The 15,246-nt window shown below is 36.4% G+C and carries 14 protein-coding genes, 2 tRNA genes and 1 riboswitch; of the genes, 9 read left to right on the forward strand and 7 right to left on the reverse strand.

Annotated elements, in window-relative coordinates:
• Positions 1–32: 32 nt before the first annotated feature.
• The 3 genes from EKM68_RS11215 to EKM68_RS11225 are packed head-to-tail and all read right to left on the reverse strand — an operon-like array spanning position 33 to position 2,312.
• The gene (locus EKM68_RS11215; protein ID WP_125590801.1) at positions 33–722 is read right to left on the reverse strand and encodes an ABC transporter ATP-binding protein; all 690 of its coding nucleotides are present in this window, start codon (positions 720–722) and stop codon (positions 33–35) included.
• A 3-nt stretch (positions 723–725) separates the two neighbouring features.
• Complete coding sequence (locus tag EKM68_RS11220) at positions 726–1,787, reverse strand: ABC transporter permease (RefSeq protein ID WP_125590803.1); 1,062 nt, start codon at positions 1,785–1,787, stop codon at positions 726–728.
• A complete protein-coding gene (locus tag EKM68_RS11225; protein ID WP_125590805.1) occupies positions 1,788–2,312 on the reverse strand; it encodes a TetR/AcrR family transcriptional regulator in 525 nt (174 codons plus the stop codon).
• A 346-nt stretch (positions 2,313–2,658) separates the two neighbouring features.
• Here EKM68_RS11225 and nrdD point away from each other — a divergent pair, with 346 nt between their 5' ends.
• From nrdD to EKM68_RS11245, 4 genes are all read left to right on the forward strand, one after another.
• Positions 2,659–4,854 carry an anaerobic ribonucleoside-triphosphate reductase gene (gene nrdD, locus EKM68_RS11230; protein WP_125590807.1) on the forward strand — a complete coding sequence of 732 codons (2,196 nt, stop codon included), beginning with the start codon at positions 2,659–2,661 and terminating at the stop codon, positions 4,852–4,854.
• Positions 4,814–5,395: an anaerobic ribonucleoside-triphosphate reductase activating protein gene (gene nrdG, locus EKM68_RS11235; protein WP_125590809.1), complete on the forward strand. Its 582-nt coding sequence runs from the start codon at positions 4,814–4,816 to the stop codon at positions 5,393–5,395. Before nrdD ends, nrdG begins: the two co-directional genes overlap by 41 nt.
• A 159-nt stretch (positions 5,396–5,554) precedes the next feature.
• The gene (locus EKM68_RS11240) at positions 5,555–6,928 is read left to right on the forward strand and encodes an Nramp family divalent metal transporter (protein WP_125590811.1); all 1,374 of its coding nucleotides are present in this window, start codon (positions 5,555–5,557) and stop codon (positions 6,926–6,928) included.
• A gap of 144 nt (positions 6,929–7,072) precedes the next feature.
• Positions 7,073–8,872, forward strand: a complete 1,800-nt coding sequence (locus EKM68_RS11245; RefSeq protein ID WP_125590813.1) for a heavy metal translocating P-type ATPase — start codon at positions 7,073–7,075, stop codon at positions 8,870–8,872.
• Here the strand turns inward: EKM68_RS11245 and EKM68_RS11250 are convergent.
• Positions 8,867–9,490: a DNA-3-methyladenine glycosylase gene (locus EKM68_RS11250; RefSeq protein WP_125590814.1), complete on the reverse strand. Its 624-nt coding sequence runs from the start codon at positions 9,488–9,490 to the stop codon at positions 8,867–8,869. The two genes, EKM68_RS11245 and EKM68_RS11250, sit on opposite strands and share 6 nt — an antisense overlap.
• Before the next feature lie 127 nt (positions 9,491–9,617).
• Here EKM68_RS11250 and EKM68_RS11255 point away from each other — a divergent pair.
• From EKM68_RS11255 to EKM68_RS11265, 3 genes are all read left to right on the forward strand, one after another.
• Positions 9,618–9,689: transfer RNA gene (locus tag EKM68_RS11255), tRNA-Glu, on the forward strand.
• A gap of 6 nt (positions 9,690–9,695) precedes the next feature.
• A tRNA-Val gene (locus EKM68_RS11260) sits at positions 9,696–9,768 on the forward strand.
• Positions 9,769–9,900: 132 nt separating this feature from the next.
• On the forward strand, positions 9,901–10,167 hold the full coding sequence (locus EKM68_RS11265) for a hypothetical protein (protein WP_125590816.1): 267 nt from the start codon (positions 9,901–9,903) through the stop codon (positions 10,165–10,167).
• Between the two features lie 22 nt (positions 10,168–10,189).
• On the opposite strand, the gene EKM68_RS11270 is transcribed toward EKM68_RS11265, so the two are convergent.
• Together EKM68_RS11270 and EKM68_RS11275 are read right to left on the reverse strand one after the other, a co-directional pair.
• Complete coding sequence (locus EKM68_RS11270) at positions 10,190–10,993, reverse strand: N-formylglutamate amidohydrolase (protein WP_125590818.1); 804 nt, start codon at positions 10,991–10,993, stop codon at positions 10,190–10,192.
• A 15-nt stretch (positions 10,994–11,008) separates the two neighbouring features.
• Positions 11,009–11,692 carry a hypothetical protein gene (locus EKM68_RS11275; protein WP_125590820.1) on the reverse strand — a complete coding sequence of 228 codons (684 nt, stop codon included), beginning with the start codon at positions 11,690–11,692 and terminating at the stop codon, positions 11,009–11,011.
• Positions 11,693–11,772: 80 nt separating this feature from the next.
• A riboswitch (SMK box riboswitch) is annotated at positions 11,773–11,859 on the forward strand.
• Between EKM68_RS11275 and metK the strand changes: the two genes are divergently transcribed.
• Together metK and EKM68_RS11285 are read left to right on the forward strand one after the other, a co-directional pair.
• The gene (metK, locus tag EKM68_RS11280; protein WP_125590821.1) at positions 11,857–13,053 is read left to right on the forward strand and encodes a methionine adenosyltransferase; all 1,197 of its coding nucleotides are present in this window, start codon (positions 11,857–11,859) and stop codon (positions 13,051–13,053) included. (Overlaps the previous riboswitch by 3 nt.)
• A 96-nt stretch (positions 13,054–13,149) precedes the next feature.
• On the forward strand, positions 13,150–14,628 hold the full coding sequence (locus EKM68_RS11285; RefSeq protein ID WP_125590823.1) for an MDR family MFS transporter: 1,479 nt from the start codon (positions 13,150–13,152) through the stop codon (positions 14,626–14,628).
• Here EKM68_RS11285 and EKM68_RS11290 read toward each other — a convergent pair.
• Complete coding sequence (locus EKM68_RS11290) at positions 14,578–15,222, reverse strand: phosphatase PAP2 family protein (RefSeq protein ID WP_125590825.1); 645 nt, start codon at positions 15,220–15,222, stop codon at positions 14,578–14,580. The genes EKM68_RS11285 and EKM68_RS11290 overlap by 51 nt on opposite strands.
• Positions 15,223–15,246 lie beyond the last annotated feature (24 nt).

Raw genomic sequence — 15,246 nt, forward strand, 5'->3', positions numbered from 1 at the left:
TGTGATTTTGTGTTAGTCCACACTACAAGTTTCTATGCTGTTTTCATATTATTGTTCAGTGTCATTTGTCCATCCATGATTTGATAGACATTATCCGCAAATTCAATCAAACGTAGGTCATGCGTTACGACGATTACGGCTGTATCTTGTTCACGAGCTAATGTTTGAAAAATTTTACCTACCTCGGCCACACGTTCGCTGTCTAAGGCAGCGGTTGGCTCATCAGCTAAGACAATATCAGGTCGAGTATATAGTGCTCTGGCGATTGCTACACGCTGATTTTGCCCACCAGATAATTCACCTGGATATTTATTTTGTAATTCTTCAATATCCAGTTGTTTCAATAAGACATCTAATGAAAGATTGGTTAGATTATGTTCTTTCTTAACTTTTTTGACTAATTGAAACTGCTCTTTAACGGTCAAATAGGGGATTAGGTTGTGTGCTTGTAACACGAAACCAATTTTGTTTAAACGCATGGCATCACGTTGTCTGTTGGACATTGATTTAACTGCTTTTCCTTCCAGTTCAACATTGCCAGTCGATGGTGTTTGCAATCCGCCAGCAATAGTTAAAAAGGTGCTCTTACCAGAACCGGATGGTCCGATAACTAGATTGAGTTCACCCTTTTGGGCTGTGAAATTGACATCCTTTAGAACGTGAACCCGACTAGAACCTGTTCCGAAGTATTTGTTGATGTTGTTTAATTGTAAAGTTGTCATAAATTATCCTCCAATTACACTGACTGGGTCGACGTGTAAGATTATTCTAATGGGAATGAGTGAACCTAATAGTCCAGTTAAAACTAGCCCGATACCAATCGCAGAAAGAATCGGTATGTTAAAACTAATTGGAACCGCGGCAGGCATGGCAATAGCCGTTATGGCAGTTAACATGATGCCGATCAACAAGCCACTGACGACCAGTGTTATTGATTGTGAAATAGTTGCTCCAACAAGAGTTTTGGCTGGAATACCTTGAGCTCTTAAAACAGCGTAATTTTGAATTTTTTGAATTGTTAAAATATACAAGAACACCGCTATAACGATAAGAGATATGATCATCAAGAAAGCAATCATGAAGGTAAAGGTTGAATTTTGAGCTGAATAACCTGGTAATTTAGAAATAAAGGCAGATATTGAATAGGTCTTTAATTGTTTGTTCGCAGTTTTGAAATTGGCGTTTTTTGAAACAATTGCACTGGCAATAACTTGGCTGTTGCCGTTCTTTAATGTTTTCCAAGTTGAGATGTTGCCGTAGACCACTGGAGCAATATTTAATTTAGCATTTTTGGTGAATCCAACAATTGTGTATTTTTTATTGTTGGAGTTGAATTGAATTTTGTCACCAATCTTGTAACCGTCAGTCTGAAATTTATCATCAACGACCACTTGATCAGACTTGTTTACTTTGTGTCCTGAGGACAATACTAAGTTTTTAGCGATAAATTGATTATCTTTGAGACCTAGGAATTGTGCTGATTCATTAGTTCGACCAGATTTCTTTGCCACTACGGCAGTTTGTCCAATGTAAGCTTCTTTGGAAGTTATCTTAGTCTTTTTTACCTCGTCCTTAGTGATCATTGATTGAGTCATGCTAGTATTGGAATCTTTATCAAGTACAACGCTACTGATATTCCATGAATCGATAGCATCAGTATTTTGCTGAGCTAATCCCATTGCTAAACTAGTTAGGATAAAAATCAAATAACAGATAAGTACGATCATGCCGATAATTAAGCCATATCTAACTTTTTCCTTTTTTATTTCTTTAATTGATAAGAACATTTAATCATCCTCTTTTGCCAATGCGTGCAAGACATTAGACAGTTTCTTTAAAATCATTTTTTGTGACTGTGGGTCGATCATTGTTTGTTTAATGGCATCGTGAATCATGATCTGAGTTGCCCAGAAGTATTCGTCTCCATTTATCAATTGATTATTGAAAGTGGAAATAAAAAAGCTCTCGTTATAGAGCATGTGCATTTTTACTAAGGTGTAGTAACGACTGTCAGTGCTTCTCTTAACGAATTCTTTGGTTTGCTCAACGTAATCCGTTGGTGTTAATTTTTTACTAGTATCAGTTGAAATATTTTGGTGAATTTCTTTTAGGGCGTGATGATAAAGATATTCGTAGGCATCTCTAAGATCGTCAAAATATTTGTAGAACGCTCCACGAGCAATACCGGATTCGTTAACAATGCGTGATACTTGTGCATCCGCAAGCGTGTGATTTGAAAATTCATTTAATAGTGTATCTAATATACGTGTTTGTTTTTCGTTATCTAGGTTCTTAAAAGTATTAGAAACCATGGTTCCTCCTTTGTGACACTGTGTCACTTTTATGTATGCTGCAATTATATTTGGTAAGTGACACAGTGTCAATGGATTTCACTTAACTTTCGATAAACGAATAATACTTTTCTATATATTATTGGCATAAAAATTAAAATATTCAAAATAATTACCTAAATTTAAGTCTTGATTTTTTGGATAAATTTAGGGTTGTTTTTATGAAACATTTTTTAAAAATATTTTTATCACTATAAAACACATACCATATATAGTGTGAAACAAATTACGACTGCCACTAGATATTGATTTTAGGATATTTACCCAATATAATAGAGCCATTCACTTGAAAAGGGTTGTGTGTAATATGTACGAAGTAAAAACTCAAAATATACTGGATACTTTGAAGAGTATTCCAGTTTTAAAAAGATGTGGGGATAAAACTAGTTTCTATCCTTACAAAATCGAATTTGTACTAAATAAATTGACTGATGATCAAGATAAAATCAAAAAAATTGAGAATGACTTGGTATATAAGTATCAGGATTCCTTTGTGATTGAGACATCTCAATTACATGATGAAATCATCGGATTGTTAAAAAAATACCATCTAGCCGGCCAAGCTGATGAGTATCAAGAGTATTTTGAAGCTGAGCAACAGAACTTTGAAGATGCCACTAACGTTGAAGCTAATATCAATAAGTTGTTTGGTAACAATGAACGTATTGTCCACGAAAATGCCAATAAGGACAGTAATATCTTTAATACACAGCGTGATCTTGAAGCTGGGGTCACTAGTCGTGCTTTAGGTCTTAAAATGTTGCCAGAACTAGTTGCCAAAGCACACTTAAGAGGTGATCTACATTGGCACGATCTGGACTACTCACCAGTTACACCAGAAACCAACTGCTGTTTGATCGACTTTGACGAGATGCTGACGAATGGTTTTAAGATTGGAAATGCTTGGGTATCATCACCTAGATCTATTCAAACGGCGACTGCACAAATGTCACAAATTATCGCCAACGTGGCATCATTACAATACGGTGGCTGCTCTGCCAATCGAATCGATCAATTGTTAGCACCATATGCACAATTAAATTTTGACAAGCATATGAAAGATGCGCAAGAGTGGGTCGTTGAAGATAAACGTGAAGAGTTTGCCAAAGCCAAAACTAAAAAAGATATTTATGATGCTATGCAAGCTCTTGAATATGAAATCAATACATTATATTCATCACAAGGACAAACACCATTTACAACAATTAACTTTGGACTTGGTACTAACTGGATTGAACGTGAAATTCAAAAATCTATTCTTAAAATTAGAATCAAAGGTTTGGGTAAAGAACATCGAACAGCTATTTTCCCCAAACTAACATTTACCGTTAAACGTGGATTAAACTTGAACCCACAAGATCCAAATTATGATATTAAGTTGCTTGCATTGGAATGTTCGACTAAGCGGATGTATCCGGATCTTTTGATGTACGACAAGATCAAAGAAATTACTGGAAGCTTCAAAACACCAATGGGATGCCGTTCATTCTTACAAGGATGGAAGGATGAAAATGGCAAAGAGGTGAATTCCGGTCGTATGAACTTAGGTGTTGTTACGGTCAATCTTCCTCGTGTTGCTCTTGAGGCCCATGGTGATAAGGATTTGTTCTGGGAGATTTTTGAAGAGAAGATGAAGCTCTGCAAATCAGCACTTGAATATCGTGTTGAACGTACCAAAGAAGCAAAGCCAGAAAATGCACCGTTATTGTACATGTATGGAGCTTTTGGCAAGCGTCTCAAGGCCACTGACAGTGTGGATGAACTATTCAAAAATCAACGTGCTACCGTTTCACTAGGTTATATTGGACTGTATGAAGTATGTACAGAGTTCTTTGGTGATCAATGGGAAGATAATCAGGAAGCACACGATTTTGCTGAGAGTATTGTTCGTGCATTACGTGATAAGTGTAGTGATTGGGCAGATGCCAGTGGCTATCATTACAGTCTTTATTCGACACCAGCTGAATCTTTAACTGATACATTTTGTCGTGATGACATTGAAAAGTTTGGTCGGATTCCTGATATTACAGATAAGGAATACTATACAAATAGTTTCCACTATGATGTTAGAAAGCATCCATCACCATTTGATAAATTAACCTTCGAAGAAATTTTTCCACATTATGCGTCTGGTGGATTTATCCACTACTGTGAATACCCTAATTTGAAACAAAATCCTAAAGCTTTAGAGGCTGTGTGGGATTGGGCCTATGATCACGTTGGTTATTTAGGCACGAATACTTCAATTGATCAATGTTTCAAATGTGGATTCAAAGGCGAATTCAATGCGACTGCCCGTGGATTTGAATGTCCACAATGTGGTAATCATGATCCTCAATTCTGTGATGTTGTTAAACGTACTTGTGGTTACTTAGGTAATCCTCAACAACGTCCCATGATTCATGGTCGACATGTTGAAATTGCTTCACGTAAGAAAAATATGACTTCGGAGATGATAGAGAATGCCGCAAGATACGAGAAAGCCAAACAATCCGACTCCTAAAGAATGGTTAGCGAAGAATCTTAGTCAACAATATATTGCTGATTATAAACCGTTTAATTTTGTGGATGGAGAAGGCGTTCGTTGTAGTTTGTATGTAAGCGGCTGTCCATTTAAATGTCCCGGTTGTTATAACGTGGCCGCTCAGAATTTTCGCTATGGTAAGCCATATACACAGGAATTGGAAGATCAAATCATAACGGATATGAGTAAGGATTATGTTCAAGGCCTGACACTTTTGGGTGGAGAACCATTTATTAATACTCAAGTTTGTTTAAAATTATGTAAGAGAGTTCGTCAAGAATTTGGTGATACCAAAGATATTTGGTCCTGGTCTGGCTACACTTGGGAAGAACTACAAAAGGATTCTGATGATAAATTGGAATTGTTGTCACTGATCGATATTCTGGTCGATGGACGTTTTCTCAAAGATAAAATGGATCTAACATTACAATTTAGAGGAAGTTCTAATCAAAGAATTATTGATGTTAAGAAGTCATTGGCTGATAGACAAATCGTCATTTGGGATAAATTAGTTAAATAATTGTTAATGTAAATTAAAAGAAATGGTCAACCGCTTGTTTTGGAAGTGGTCGACCATTTTTATTTTGACATAAATATTTATAGATATTTAGGAAGACCTAACTAAATACTTTACTTCCGAATGAATCGCCTTATTATGTGGTCATAGGAGGCAAAGAAGATGAAAGATATCGTAACGGCTTCAAAAAAAGAAAAGTTGATTCACTATGCTAATGGACCTTCACTTGAAGAGATAAATAGCACGGTCGATATTCCCAAGGGTAATAACTTTTGGAAGAATCTGATGGCATTCTCAGGACCTGGTGCTCTGGTAGCAGTAGGCTACATGGATCCAGGTAACTGGGTAACATCTATCGGTGGTGGTGCAGAATATGGATATTTATTGATGTCTGTTATTCTGATTTCGAGTTTAATCGCCATGTTATTGCAATATATGGCGGCTAAACTGGGAATAGTTACACAAATGGATCTGGCTCAAGCGACACGGGCTCATACGGGTAAGACCTTAGGTATCGTCTTGTGGATAACCACGGAATTAGCAATCATGGCAACTGATATTGCTGAAGTTATCGGAGGCGCTATTTCTCTAGAGTTATTATTTGGATTACCATTAGTCATTGGCGTTTCACTCACAGTATTCGATGTATTGATATTATTATTGTTAACTAAATTGGGTTTCAGAAAAATCGAAGCCATCGTTGTCTGTCTGATCATAGTCATACTAGTAGTCTTCTTGTATGAGGTGGCAATTGCAAAACCAAATATGGCAGAAGCTATGGCTGGTTTCATTCCACAACCAAAAATCATGCATCCTGGTGAATTAACAATGGCATTAGGTATTGTTGGAGCCACTGTTATGCCTCATAATTTGTACTTACACTCATCAATTTCTCAGACACGTAAGTTCGATCACAGTAATGAAGATGATGTTGCTAAAGCAGTTAAGTACACAACTTGGGATTCAAATATTCAATTAGGTGGAGCATTTATTGTCAATTGTTTACTATTATTACTTGGTGCTGCAATGTTCTTTGGCAAACCAACTGAACAATTGGGAACATTTGGTAATTTGTATGCCGCATTACAGAATCCTAAAATGGCAGGCGCCGTTGCATCACCAATTCTTTCGATCCTGTTTGCGGTGGCATTATTAGCATCAGGTCAAAATTCCACTATTACCGGAACTTTAACAGGACAAATTGTTATGGAAGGCTTTATTCACATGAAGATGCCACTTTGGGCACGTCGTCTGGTAACTAGATTACTCTCAGTCATTCCTGTTCTCATTTGTACAATCATGTACGGTGGTAAGGAGACGGCACTTGATAGCTTGCTGGTTAACTCACAAGTATTCTTGTCAGTTGCACTTCCTATTTCAATGATTCCATTGACAATTTTTACTAGTTCAAAGAAGATCATGGGCAAGAGATTCGCTAATAAAATGTGGATCACGATACTCGCCTGGTCATGCACAGTTATATTGACAGTTTTGAATTTACAGATTGTTTGGAGTTCAATTCAAGGATTATTTTAGTAAATAAAAAGGCTCTACCGCATGTGGTAGGGCTTTTTGTATACCAAAAATATATTATCAGTATGCGATGTTGGCATAACGATATAAGAATGTATTATATAGAGTTTTATAATGTTATCTTAGGATTAAAGGGAGGGGTATACTATGAATTCAGATAAAATAAAACTATATAGTACATTGTCAATCGGTGTAGTTGCTTTAGTATTAGAATTTTTGTTCCATAAGCCCCTTTGGGCTCAAGTGATTATCAGTGTTTTGGGATTGATTTTAGCTCTGATAATGTTTGTTGATATGATTAAGGTTCTCAAGAGCGGCGATTTCGGAGTCGATCTATTAGCGATAACTGCGATAGTTGCTACCATCGTTCTTGGTCAATATTGGGCCGGCTGGATTGTTCTATTAATGTTGACAGGTGGGGATACTCTCGAAGAATATGCTGCCAATAAAGCTCAAAGCGAGCTAAAATCCTTATTGGATAACACGCCATCACAAGCACATCTAATGTCAGATGGTAATGTAAATGACGTTGACATTGACGATGTTAATGTCGGAGATATCTTGTTAATACGTCCGAAAGAACAGGTTCCGGTGGATGGCTTGGTAATTGAAGGTGAATCAGAAGTTGATGAATCTTCACTAACGGGTGAATCGGTACCAGTAAATATTAGTAAAGACTCACATGTTATGTCGGGTTCCATCAATGGAGAAACTTCATTCAAGATGAAGGCCGATAAGATTGCTGCTGATAGTGAGTATCAAGCAATTGTTAAACTAGTTAAAGAGTCAGCATCAAACCCAGCTCACTTCGTACGTTTAGCAGATAGGTATGCCGTGCCATTTACGATCGTGGCTTATGTGATTGCCGGACTTGCTTGGTACTTGTCAAAAGACCCAGTTAGAATTGCACAAGTATTAGTTGTTGCTTCACCATGTCCATTGATATTAGCAGCACCAATTGCCTTTGTTTCAGGAATGAGTCGTACTAGTAGAAATGGTATTATTGTTAAATCTGGTACGGCTTTGGAAAAAATTTCATCGGCTAAATCAATTGCCTTTGACAAAACTGGAACAATTACTAAAGGTAAATTAGTAGTAGATGAGTTTAAACCTCAGGAAGGTTTTGATTCAGATACGGTTATGTCATACGCAGCTTCAATCGAACAAAACTCTAGTCACGTTATGGCACAATCAATTATTGATTATGCCCTTGATAGAGGTCTGAAATTAACCAACGTTAGTGATGCAAAAGAGTATACGGCTCAGGGAATAGCCGGTACGATCGATGGTCACATTGTAAAAGTTGGACAAGGTGAGTTTGTAACTGATTCCGCTGTCGATGAAGTAAAGGGATCAGGAGTTTATATTTCAATTGATGGTAAGTACGCCGGTGTTTACAGTTTGATGGATCAAATTAGACCAGAATCAAAATCAACTATCAAACGATTAAAGGATTTTGGTATTCACAATGTCTTGATGATCACTGGAGACAAAAAGGAAGCGGCCGACGTGGTTGCTTCTGAAGTAGGTATTACGCAAACATTCCCAAGTAGTTTGCCTGAAGACAAAGTTAAGATTATTCGAGGATTGAGTAAGGACTATCACCCAACAATCATGGTGGGTGATGGTGTTAATGATGCTCCAGCGCTTGCTTTGGCAGATGCAGGTATCGCCATGGGCTATAAAGGTGCAAATGCCGCTAGTGAGTCCGCAGACGCTGTTATTTTAAAAGATGACTTAAGTAAGGTAGGGGATGTTGTTAAGATTTCACGCGATACTCTAAAAGTTGCTCGTGATGCTGTTTTGATTGGTATTTTTATTTGTATCTTCTTAATGATCATTGCCGGATTTGGATTTATTCCAACGATTGTTGGAGCGATGCTCCAAGAAGTAGTTGATACGGTAACGATTCTTTATGCCTTACGTGCCAGAAGTGACAAATTATAACCAACCATATGTTTCAAGATTCAGATCACGTTTATATATTTTGGAAACATATGGGTTTCCTTCTACGATAAAACGCATTTTTTTAGAAGTCCAAGGCTCCTTGTTTGGGACACCGATACGTGGTGTTGCCTGAATATTCTTAGGAGTCTGGACTTTTTTGTCTGAAAAAATAAATTTGTCAGAATTTAGCATGGTACCAGACAATTCTTTATCACGAATTCCGAACGAACGAATCCACTTTGCGGGACCATTGGAAACATTAAAACCAGTTTGGTGACGATTTTCTTCCATCATTTCAATACCGTCGATAGGTTGTAGTCCGCGAATTAGGATACCATTCGGTACGCCCGCCTTTTGAACACTAATATCCATATCGAGCCAACTGTGAATTGAATAAATATAAATTGTCCCACCAGCCTGATAAAGTGGATCGTTAGATGGTGTATGCCGGCCATCATAACTGTGTGCAGCCATATCGATTGTTCCTAAGTAGGCTTCTGTTTCAACAATGATTCCTGAGAACTTGCCTTGATCAGAATTATAAGTAAAAGTATGACCCAACATATCTTTTGCGATATCCATCGTTTCGCCATTTTCAAAGTAGTTTTGTACGTTCAAAATGTACCTCCAACAATTTTTTTATAAAAACTTGAAAAAAGACTTGTCACGTCTATATATCTAATATATAATATTTTTTGTGCTTGAGAAAGGGATACGTAAATATACGGTTTCTTGACGAAGTTATGACCCGTTGGTCAAGTGGTTAAGACACCGCCCTTTCACGGCGGTTACATGGGTTCAAATCCCGTACGGGTCACTATTTGGAGGATTAGCTCAGCTGGGAGAGCATCTGCCTTACAAGCAGGAGGTCACAGGTTCGATCCCTGTATCCTCCATCGAATAGTTGTTTCAAGTTAGCTAGGACAAATGATCCTAGCTTTTTTTGTGTTCTTAATTCATGACAGAGGTTACAGAATAGGTTATGATGATGGTAATTTCCAAGAATAGTAATAGGAGTGTGATATAAAATGTTAAATCATCATTGCGCACCAAGAGCTACTGAAGAAGACAGAGAAAAGTTTTTTGCTTTGGTTAATGACAAGCCTTGGTTGATTCCTTCAACTGTACTGTTAGAAATGATTCCAGTATCTATCATTGCCTATGGATTCTGGAAGAATCGTCGTTTAAAGAAGAAGTTACAAATTGAACATCAAAAAACAGTTCGTGAATATATTAAAAAGTCTGAAACAGGTAAACTAACACAAGAAGAGTTTTATTATTTGAAACATATCTAAAAAGATGCGCTAGGACATTGTCCTAACGCATCTTTGCTTTAAACAGTTCGGTTATTCTTTTTAAGTTTTCCTGTGCATTATTAAAGAGTTCTGTATTATATGTAGTTAATTCTTCCTCATCAAAATCACGTTTGTCGATATAAATATTATAACGTGCTTCAACTTGTAACGTATGGACATTATCATTTGATCCGTAATGTTTGGTAATATGACCACCTGTGAATGGAAAATTATCAGAAACTGTATAGTGTTTCTTGATCAGCTCGTTAGTAAGCCAATTTTTGATATGTTCTGAAGAAGTATTGTCATAATCATTGCCAACAACGAAGTCAGCGGGTGACATCATTTCAAATCCTGGATAGTAAGCAAAACTATGTAGATCGATCAAATAAATTTCATCAAATTGTTTTAATTTATTATCGATCAGTTGTTGCAGTTTATCATGGTACGGCTGGTAGTATTCTGAAATTCTTTGGTCAATTTGCTGTTTATCCAAGGGCTCATAATAAAGTGGATGTCCAAAGGTGTTTTGCTGATAGATAACATTATGTCGATAATCACCATTTTCAGAAATATCAAAATTCTTTCGGTTTGGATCGGCGACGTAACGGTTGATATTATTCTGCAGCGTTGTAAAACCTAGCTTTGGGATGAAGTCATACAGTTCTTTCAAGAACCAGTCTGTATTAGGTAACTTTACATCCTTTCTTAACAGTGGCTTAATATTATCTGGAATAATTGTTCCACTATGTGGAAGACTAAAAATAACAGGGTATTCGTTGGAGTCAGGGTTGAAGCAATCAAAGTTTGTTTTGGTTGTTTCCATCTAAGACCTCATTTCTCAAATTAATAATAGGAAGTTTCCAATTACTCGGTAAAACAGATTAGATGTGGACAGGTGTCTGAACTTCTTTAATAGCACTGCTACTACAACAAAAACAACAATTGTGATCGAAGTAAGAGCATTAATATATCCTAACAAGAATAATATCAAAGTTAGGCCAGAAAGTGTTACTAATTGAACGTAATCAGTTTTTGCACCTTCAAAGTAATCAATTAGAATTGTTGCAATATTTACTAATAATAATGGTACGACAAAATTGAAAGAAATAAAATGCATGTAAGTATAGGCAATGGCAATCGACATGAAGCTGGGTATGATGAAACTTTCAATTAATGTTTGTAATAATTGATATTTTTCATCAATATACTTAGTTGAAAAAAGTAAGACTAATTGTATGAAAATCAGAATGATTACATTTATATTCAAGCTTTTGAATGATAGTGCAATCAGAATCACATAAATTAAACTGTAAAGTCCATTGAAATACATATTTGGCTTAAGGGTTCGAATGTATTCCTTATATATGGCGACCATCCCAATCATGATGGCAAGATACCAGTTGATAGAATAATTATTTAAATTGTGTCCAAAAATAAAAATAAATGGAAAAATATGATAACTTAAGAATTCGATCAATGAAGCAAAAATTTTTTTGTATTTTTTATAGGTTAGGTTGTTCATAACTACTCCTTACAGTATATAAAGCAATACTAATGTAGAAATATATCTTCGTCAATTTGTTTTAAATTAAATTTGTGTTAATCTATTAAGAGGTTCCTGATGGGATCCTTTTTTTATTGTGATTAATAAAAGGAGAAGCCCTGTAACCGAAAGGTGGAAAAATTATGTCAAAAAATTATTTATTTACTTCTGAATCAGTTTCAGAAGGACATCCAGATAAAATGGCTGATCAAATTAGTGACGCCATTCTCGATGCAATCCTAGCAAAGGATAAGAATGCACGTGTTGCCTGTGAAACAACTGTTACTACTGGTTTAGTATTGGTTGTAGGTGAGATCTCAACAACAGCTTATGTTGATATCCAAAACGTTGTTCGTAAGACTATTACGGAAATCGGATATGATGGTACAAATCCTGGTTTCAATGGTAATGGTTGTGCCGTACTTGTTGCGCTTGACGAACAATCACCTGATATCGCACAAGGTGTTAATGATGCACTTGAAAAGCGTGGTAAAGACGCTGACTTTGATCCATTGGATCAAATTGGTGCTGGAGATCAAGGTTTTGTCTTCGGTTTCGCTACAAATGAAACCAAAGAATTCATGCCTCTTCCTATTTCATTGGCTCACAAACTTATGCGCAAAACCGCAGAAGTTAGAAAGAACAAGACAATTGATTACTTGATGCCAGATGCGAAGTCACAAGTAACAATTGAGTATGACGAGCATGACAAGCCAGTTCGTATTGATACGATCGTTATCAGTACACAACACAAGGCTGAAGCATCATTGGAACAAGTTCAAAAAGACATCAAAAAGTATGTCATTGATGAAGTTGTACCGCAAGATATGATGGATGACAAGACAAAAATCTTGATCAACCCAACAGGCCGCTTCGTTATCGGTGGACCAGAAGGAGATTCTGGACTCACTGGTAGAAAAGTCATCGTTGATACATACGGTGGTTTTGCACGTCACGGTGGTGGTGCCTTCTCTGGTAAAGACGCTACCAAGGTTGATCGTTCGGCTAGTTATGCCGCAAGATATATTGCTAAGAACCTTGTTGCCGCAGGTATCGCTGAGAAAGTTGAAATTCAAATTGCTTATGCCATTGGTGTAGCAAAGCCAGTTTCTATTCACGTTGATACATTTGGTACAAGTGAATATTCTGAAGATCAAATTGTTGATTGTATTAATGAGTTCTTTGATTTAAGACCATTAGGTATTATCATCATGCTTGATCTTCAAAGACCAATTTATAAACAAACGGCCGCATATGGTCATTTCGGACGTACAGATATTGAACTTCCATGGGAAAAACTTGATAAGGTTGATGAGATCAAGAGTTTCTTCAAGGAATAGTAGATGATTACAGAGGCGTTCCTTTAAAGCTAATACTTTAAAGGACCTCTGTTTTTTTTATGTCATTATTTAGTTTTTGAGGGGGAAGTATTTTTAATGGAACAAAAAAATCAATCAAATGTAGTTGTAGTAACTATCGCAATCTTTATTGCTACATTCATGACTGCTGTTGAGGGAACGATTGTATCTACTGCCATGCCTACAATTATTGGTAGTTTACATGGTGTGAGTTTGATGAACTGGGTTTTCTCAATTTATTTATTAATGACGGCCGTTTCAACACCAATTTATGGTAAGTTGTCAGATATTATCGGACGTAAGCCGGTGTTAATGTTTGGATTGGCATTGTTCATCGTTGGTTCAACACTCTGTGCAATGTCTAATTCAATGATTACCTTGATTTTGGCTCGAGTAATTCAGGGATTGGGATCAGGTGCAATTCAGCCTCTAACATTTACTATTATTGCAGATATTTATCCATTGGATAAACGTGCAAAAATCTTAGGATTCAACGGATCCGCTTGGGGAATTGCCGCAATTATTGCACCATTATTAGGTGGATTCATTGTTGAAAAACTTAGCTGGCATTGGGTATTCTTAATCAATTTACCAGTAGGATTGGTCACAATTGCGTTGATTTGGATTTTCTTAAAAGAAGATAAACGTGAGCATGATAAAGTCAAAATCGATTATATTGGGACGGTTTTATTAGTTTTGATCCTACTACCGCTAATGCTTGCACTTCAAAATTTAAGTGCTAGTTCAATGCTATTACCAATCGGTTTGGCAGCAATTTCAGTTATTTCGGTCATATTGTTTATCAAAGTCGAAAAACGTGTTGCAGATCCAATTTTGCCATTACAATTATTTAAAAATAAAACCTTTGTAATTCAAAATGTTATCGCACTATTGGTTAGTGGATTCTTAATTGGTTTTGAAGCATACATTCCAACTTGGATGCAGGGGATTTTGGGATTGAGTCCGTCGATGGGTGGTTTTGCTGTTACACCAAGTTCAATTGTTTGGATCATAGGTTCATTCTGGGCGGGGTCACTAATTAGAAAAATGGCACCAAACAGAATTATTTATATTAGTTTATTCTTTATTGGATTAGCTAATATTGCGTTGTTGACTGCCACAGTTTCATCACCGTTCATTTATTTCTGTGGTTTAGCAGCAGTTGCCGGGCTAGGATTTGGTCTAACCATTACCACTACTACGGTGACTACACAAACGGTAGTTGCACCTGAAAATGTCGGTGTCGCAACTAGTTTTAATACCTTATTGCGTACCATTGGTCAATCAATGATGGTTTCAGTTTACGGTATCATTCTTAATACTGCCTTAATCAAAGGTGCAGCTGAGAACAAAAAAATAACTGTCGATATGATGAATCAATTAATTGATCCACAGACCGCCAGTTCCTTGCCAACTGAGCTTTTACCCAAAATGAGACAAATTCTTTTTTCTGGATTGCACAATATGTACGTCGCATCTCTAGTATTATTAATACTAGGCTTAATTCTAAATGCCTTTGAGCTTAAGAATAGAAAGATTCTTGGCTCTGAACAATAGAGTTGTGAATATGAGAATGGTTGCTGCCAAGAGGTAGCCACCAACAACATCACTTGGATAGTGAACTCCAAGGAAGATACGACTGTATCCGATTAGAATTACTAATCCAATTGCGATGAGACTTAGTGTTATTTTTACACTTAACTTTTTGAACACAAATAGTGCAATGATCAGTAATGATATATATAATGCGAATGATCCAGCGGAATGCCCACTAGGGAAACTATAACCACCGGCGTAAACATAATGATGATGTTCTGGCCTGGGACGTTGGACATACATTTTAATAGTATGGTTGATCCATGAAACAGTAATTTCATTGATTGCGACAAATCCTGCTGCATAAAAATATTTCATTAAGGATAATATAATTACAGAAATAATAGTTAGAATTGTAATTGTGTTAGTGTTTCCACAGGAAGTTAAAAATCTAAAAATACTAAGTGAAAAGGCGTTGTGATGATAAACTTGTCTGATTACGGTTTGATCAAATGTCTTAATGAAACTTGTTTGGTTACTAACCATTAAGCTCCAAATAATGAAACAGATCAGCAGTAATAAATTAAAAAAAGACATTTTTTTAGAAATTTTCATTGTTTTTACTCTCTATTGTTTAAA

The organism is Companilactobacillus jidongensis, from assembly GCF_003946575.1.
Classification (GTDB): Bacteria; Bacillota; Bacilli; order Lactobacillales; family Lactobacillaceae; genus Companilactobacillus; species Companilactobacillus jidongensis.

Coding starts and splice junctions, on each gene's coding strand:
- EKM68_RS11215 (WP_125590801.1), bottom strand. CDS start 722: ATGACAACTTTACAATTAAACAACATCAACAAATACTTCGGAACAGGT.
- EKM68_RS11220 (WP_125590803.1), bottom strand. CDS start 1,787: ATGTTCTTATCAATTAAAGAAATAAAAAAGGAAAAAGTTAGATATGGC.
- EKM68_RS11225 (WP_125590805.1), bottom strand. CDS start 2,312: ATGGTTTCTAATACTTTTAAGAACCTAGATAACGAAAAACAAACACGT.
- nrdD (WP_125590807.1), top strand. CDS start 2,659: ATGTACGAAGTAAAAACTCAAAATATACTGGATACTTTGAAGAGTATT.
- nrdG (WP_125590809.1), top strand. CDS start 4,814: ATGCCGCAAGATACGAGAAAGCCAAACAATCCGACTCCTAAAGAATGG.
- EKM68_RS11240 (WP_125590811.1), top strand. CDS start 5,555: ATGAAAGATATCGTAACGGCTTCAAAAAAAGAAAAGTTGATTCACTAT.
- EKM68_RS11245 (WP_125590813.1), top strand. CDS start 7,073: ATGAATTCAGATAAAATAAAACTATATAGTACATTGTCAATCGGTGTA.
- EKM68_RS11265 (WP_125590816.1), top strand. CDS start 9,901: ATGTTAAATCATCATTGCGCACCAAGAGCTACTGAAGAAGACAGAGAA.
- EKM68_RS11270 (WP_125590818.1), bottom strand. CDS start 10,993: ATGGAAACAACCAAAACAAACTTTGATTGCTTCAACCCTGACTCCAAC.
- EKM68_RS11275 (WP_125590820.1), bottom strand. CDS start 11,692: ATGAACAACCTAACCTATAAAAAATACAAAAAAATTTTTGCTTCATTG.
- metK (WP_125590821.1), top strand. CDS start 11,857: ATGTCAAAAAATTATTTATTTACTTCTGAATCAGTTTCAGAAGGACAT.
- EKM68_RS11285 (WP_125590823.1), top strand. CDS start 13,150: ATGGAACAAAAAAATCAATCAAATGTAGTTGTAGTAACTATCGCAATC.
- EKM68_RS11290 (WP_125590825.1), bottom strand. CDS start 15,222: ATGAAAATTTCTAAAAAAATGTCTTTTTTTAATTTATTACTGCTGATC.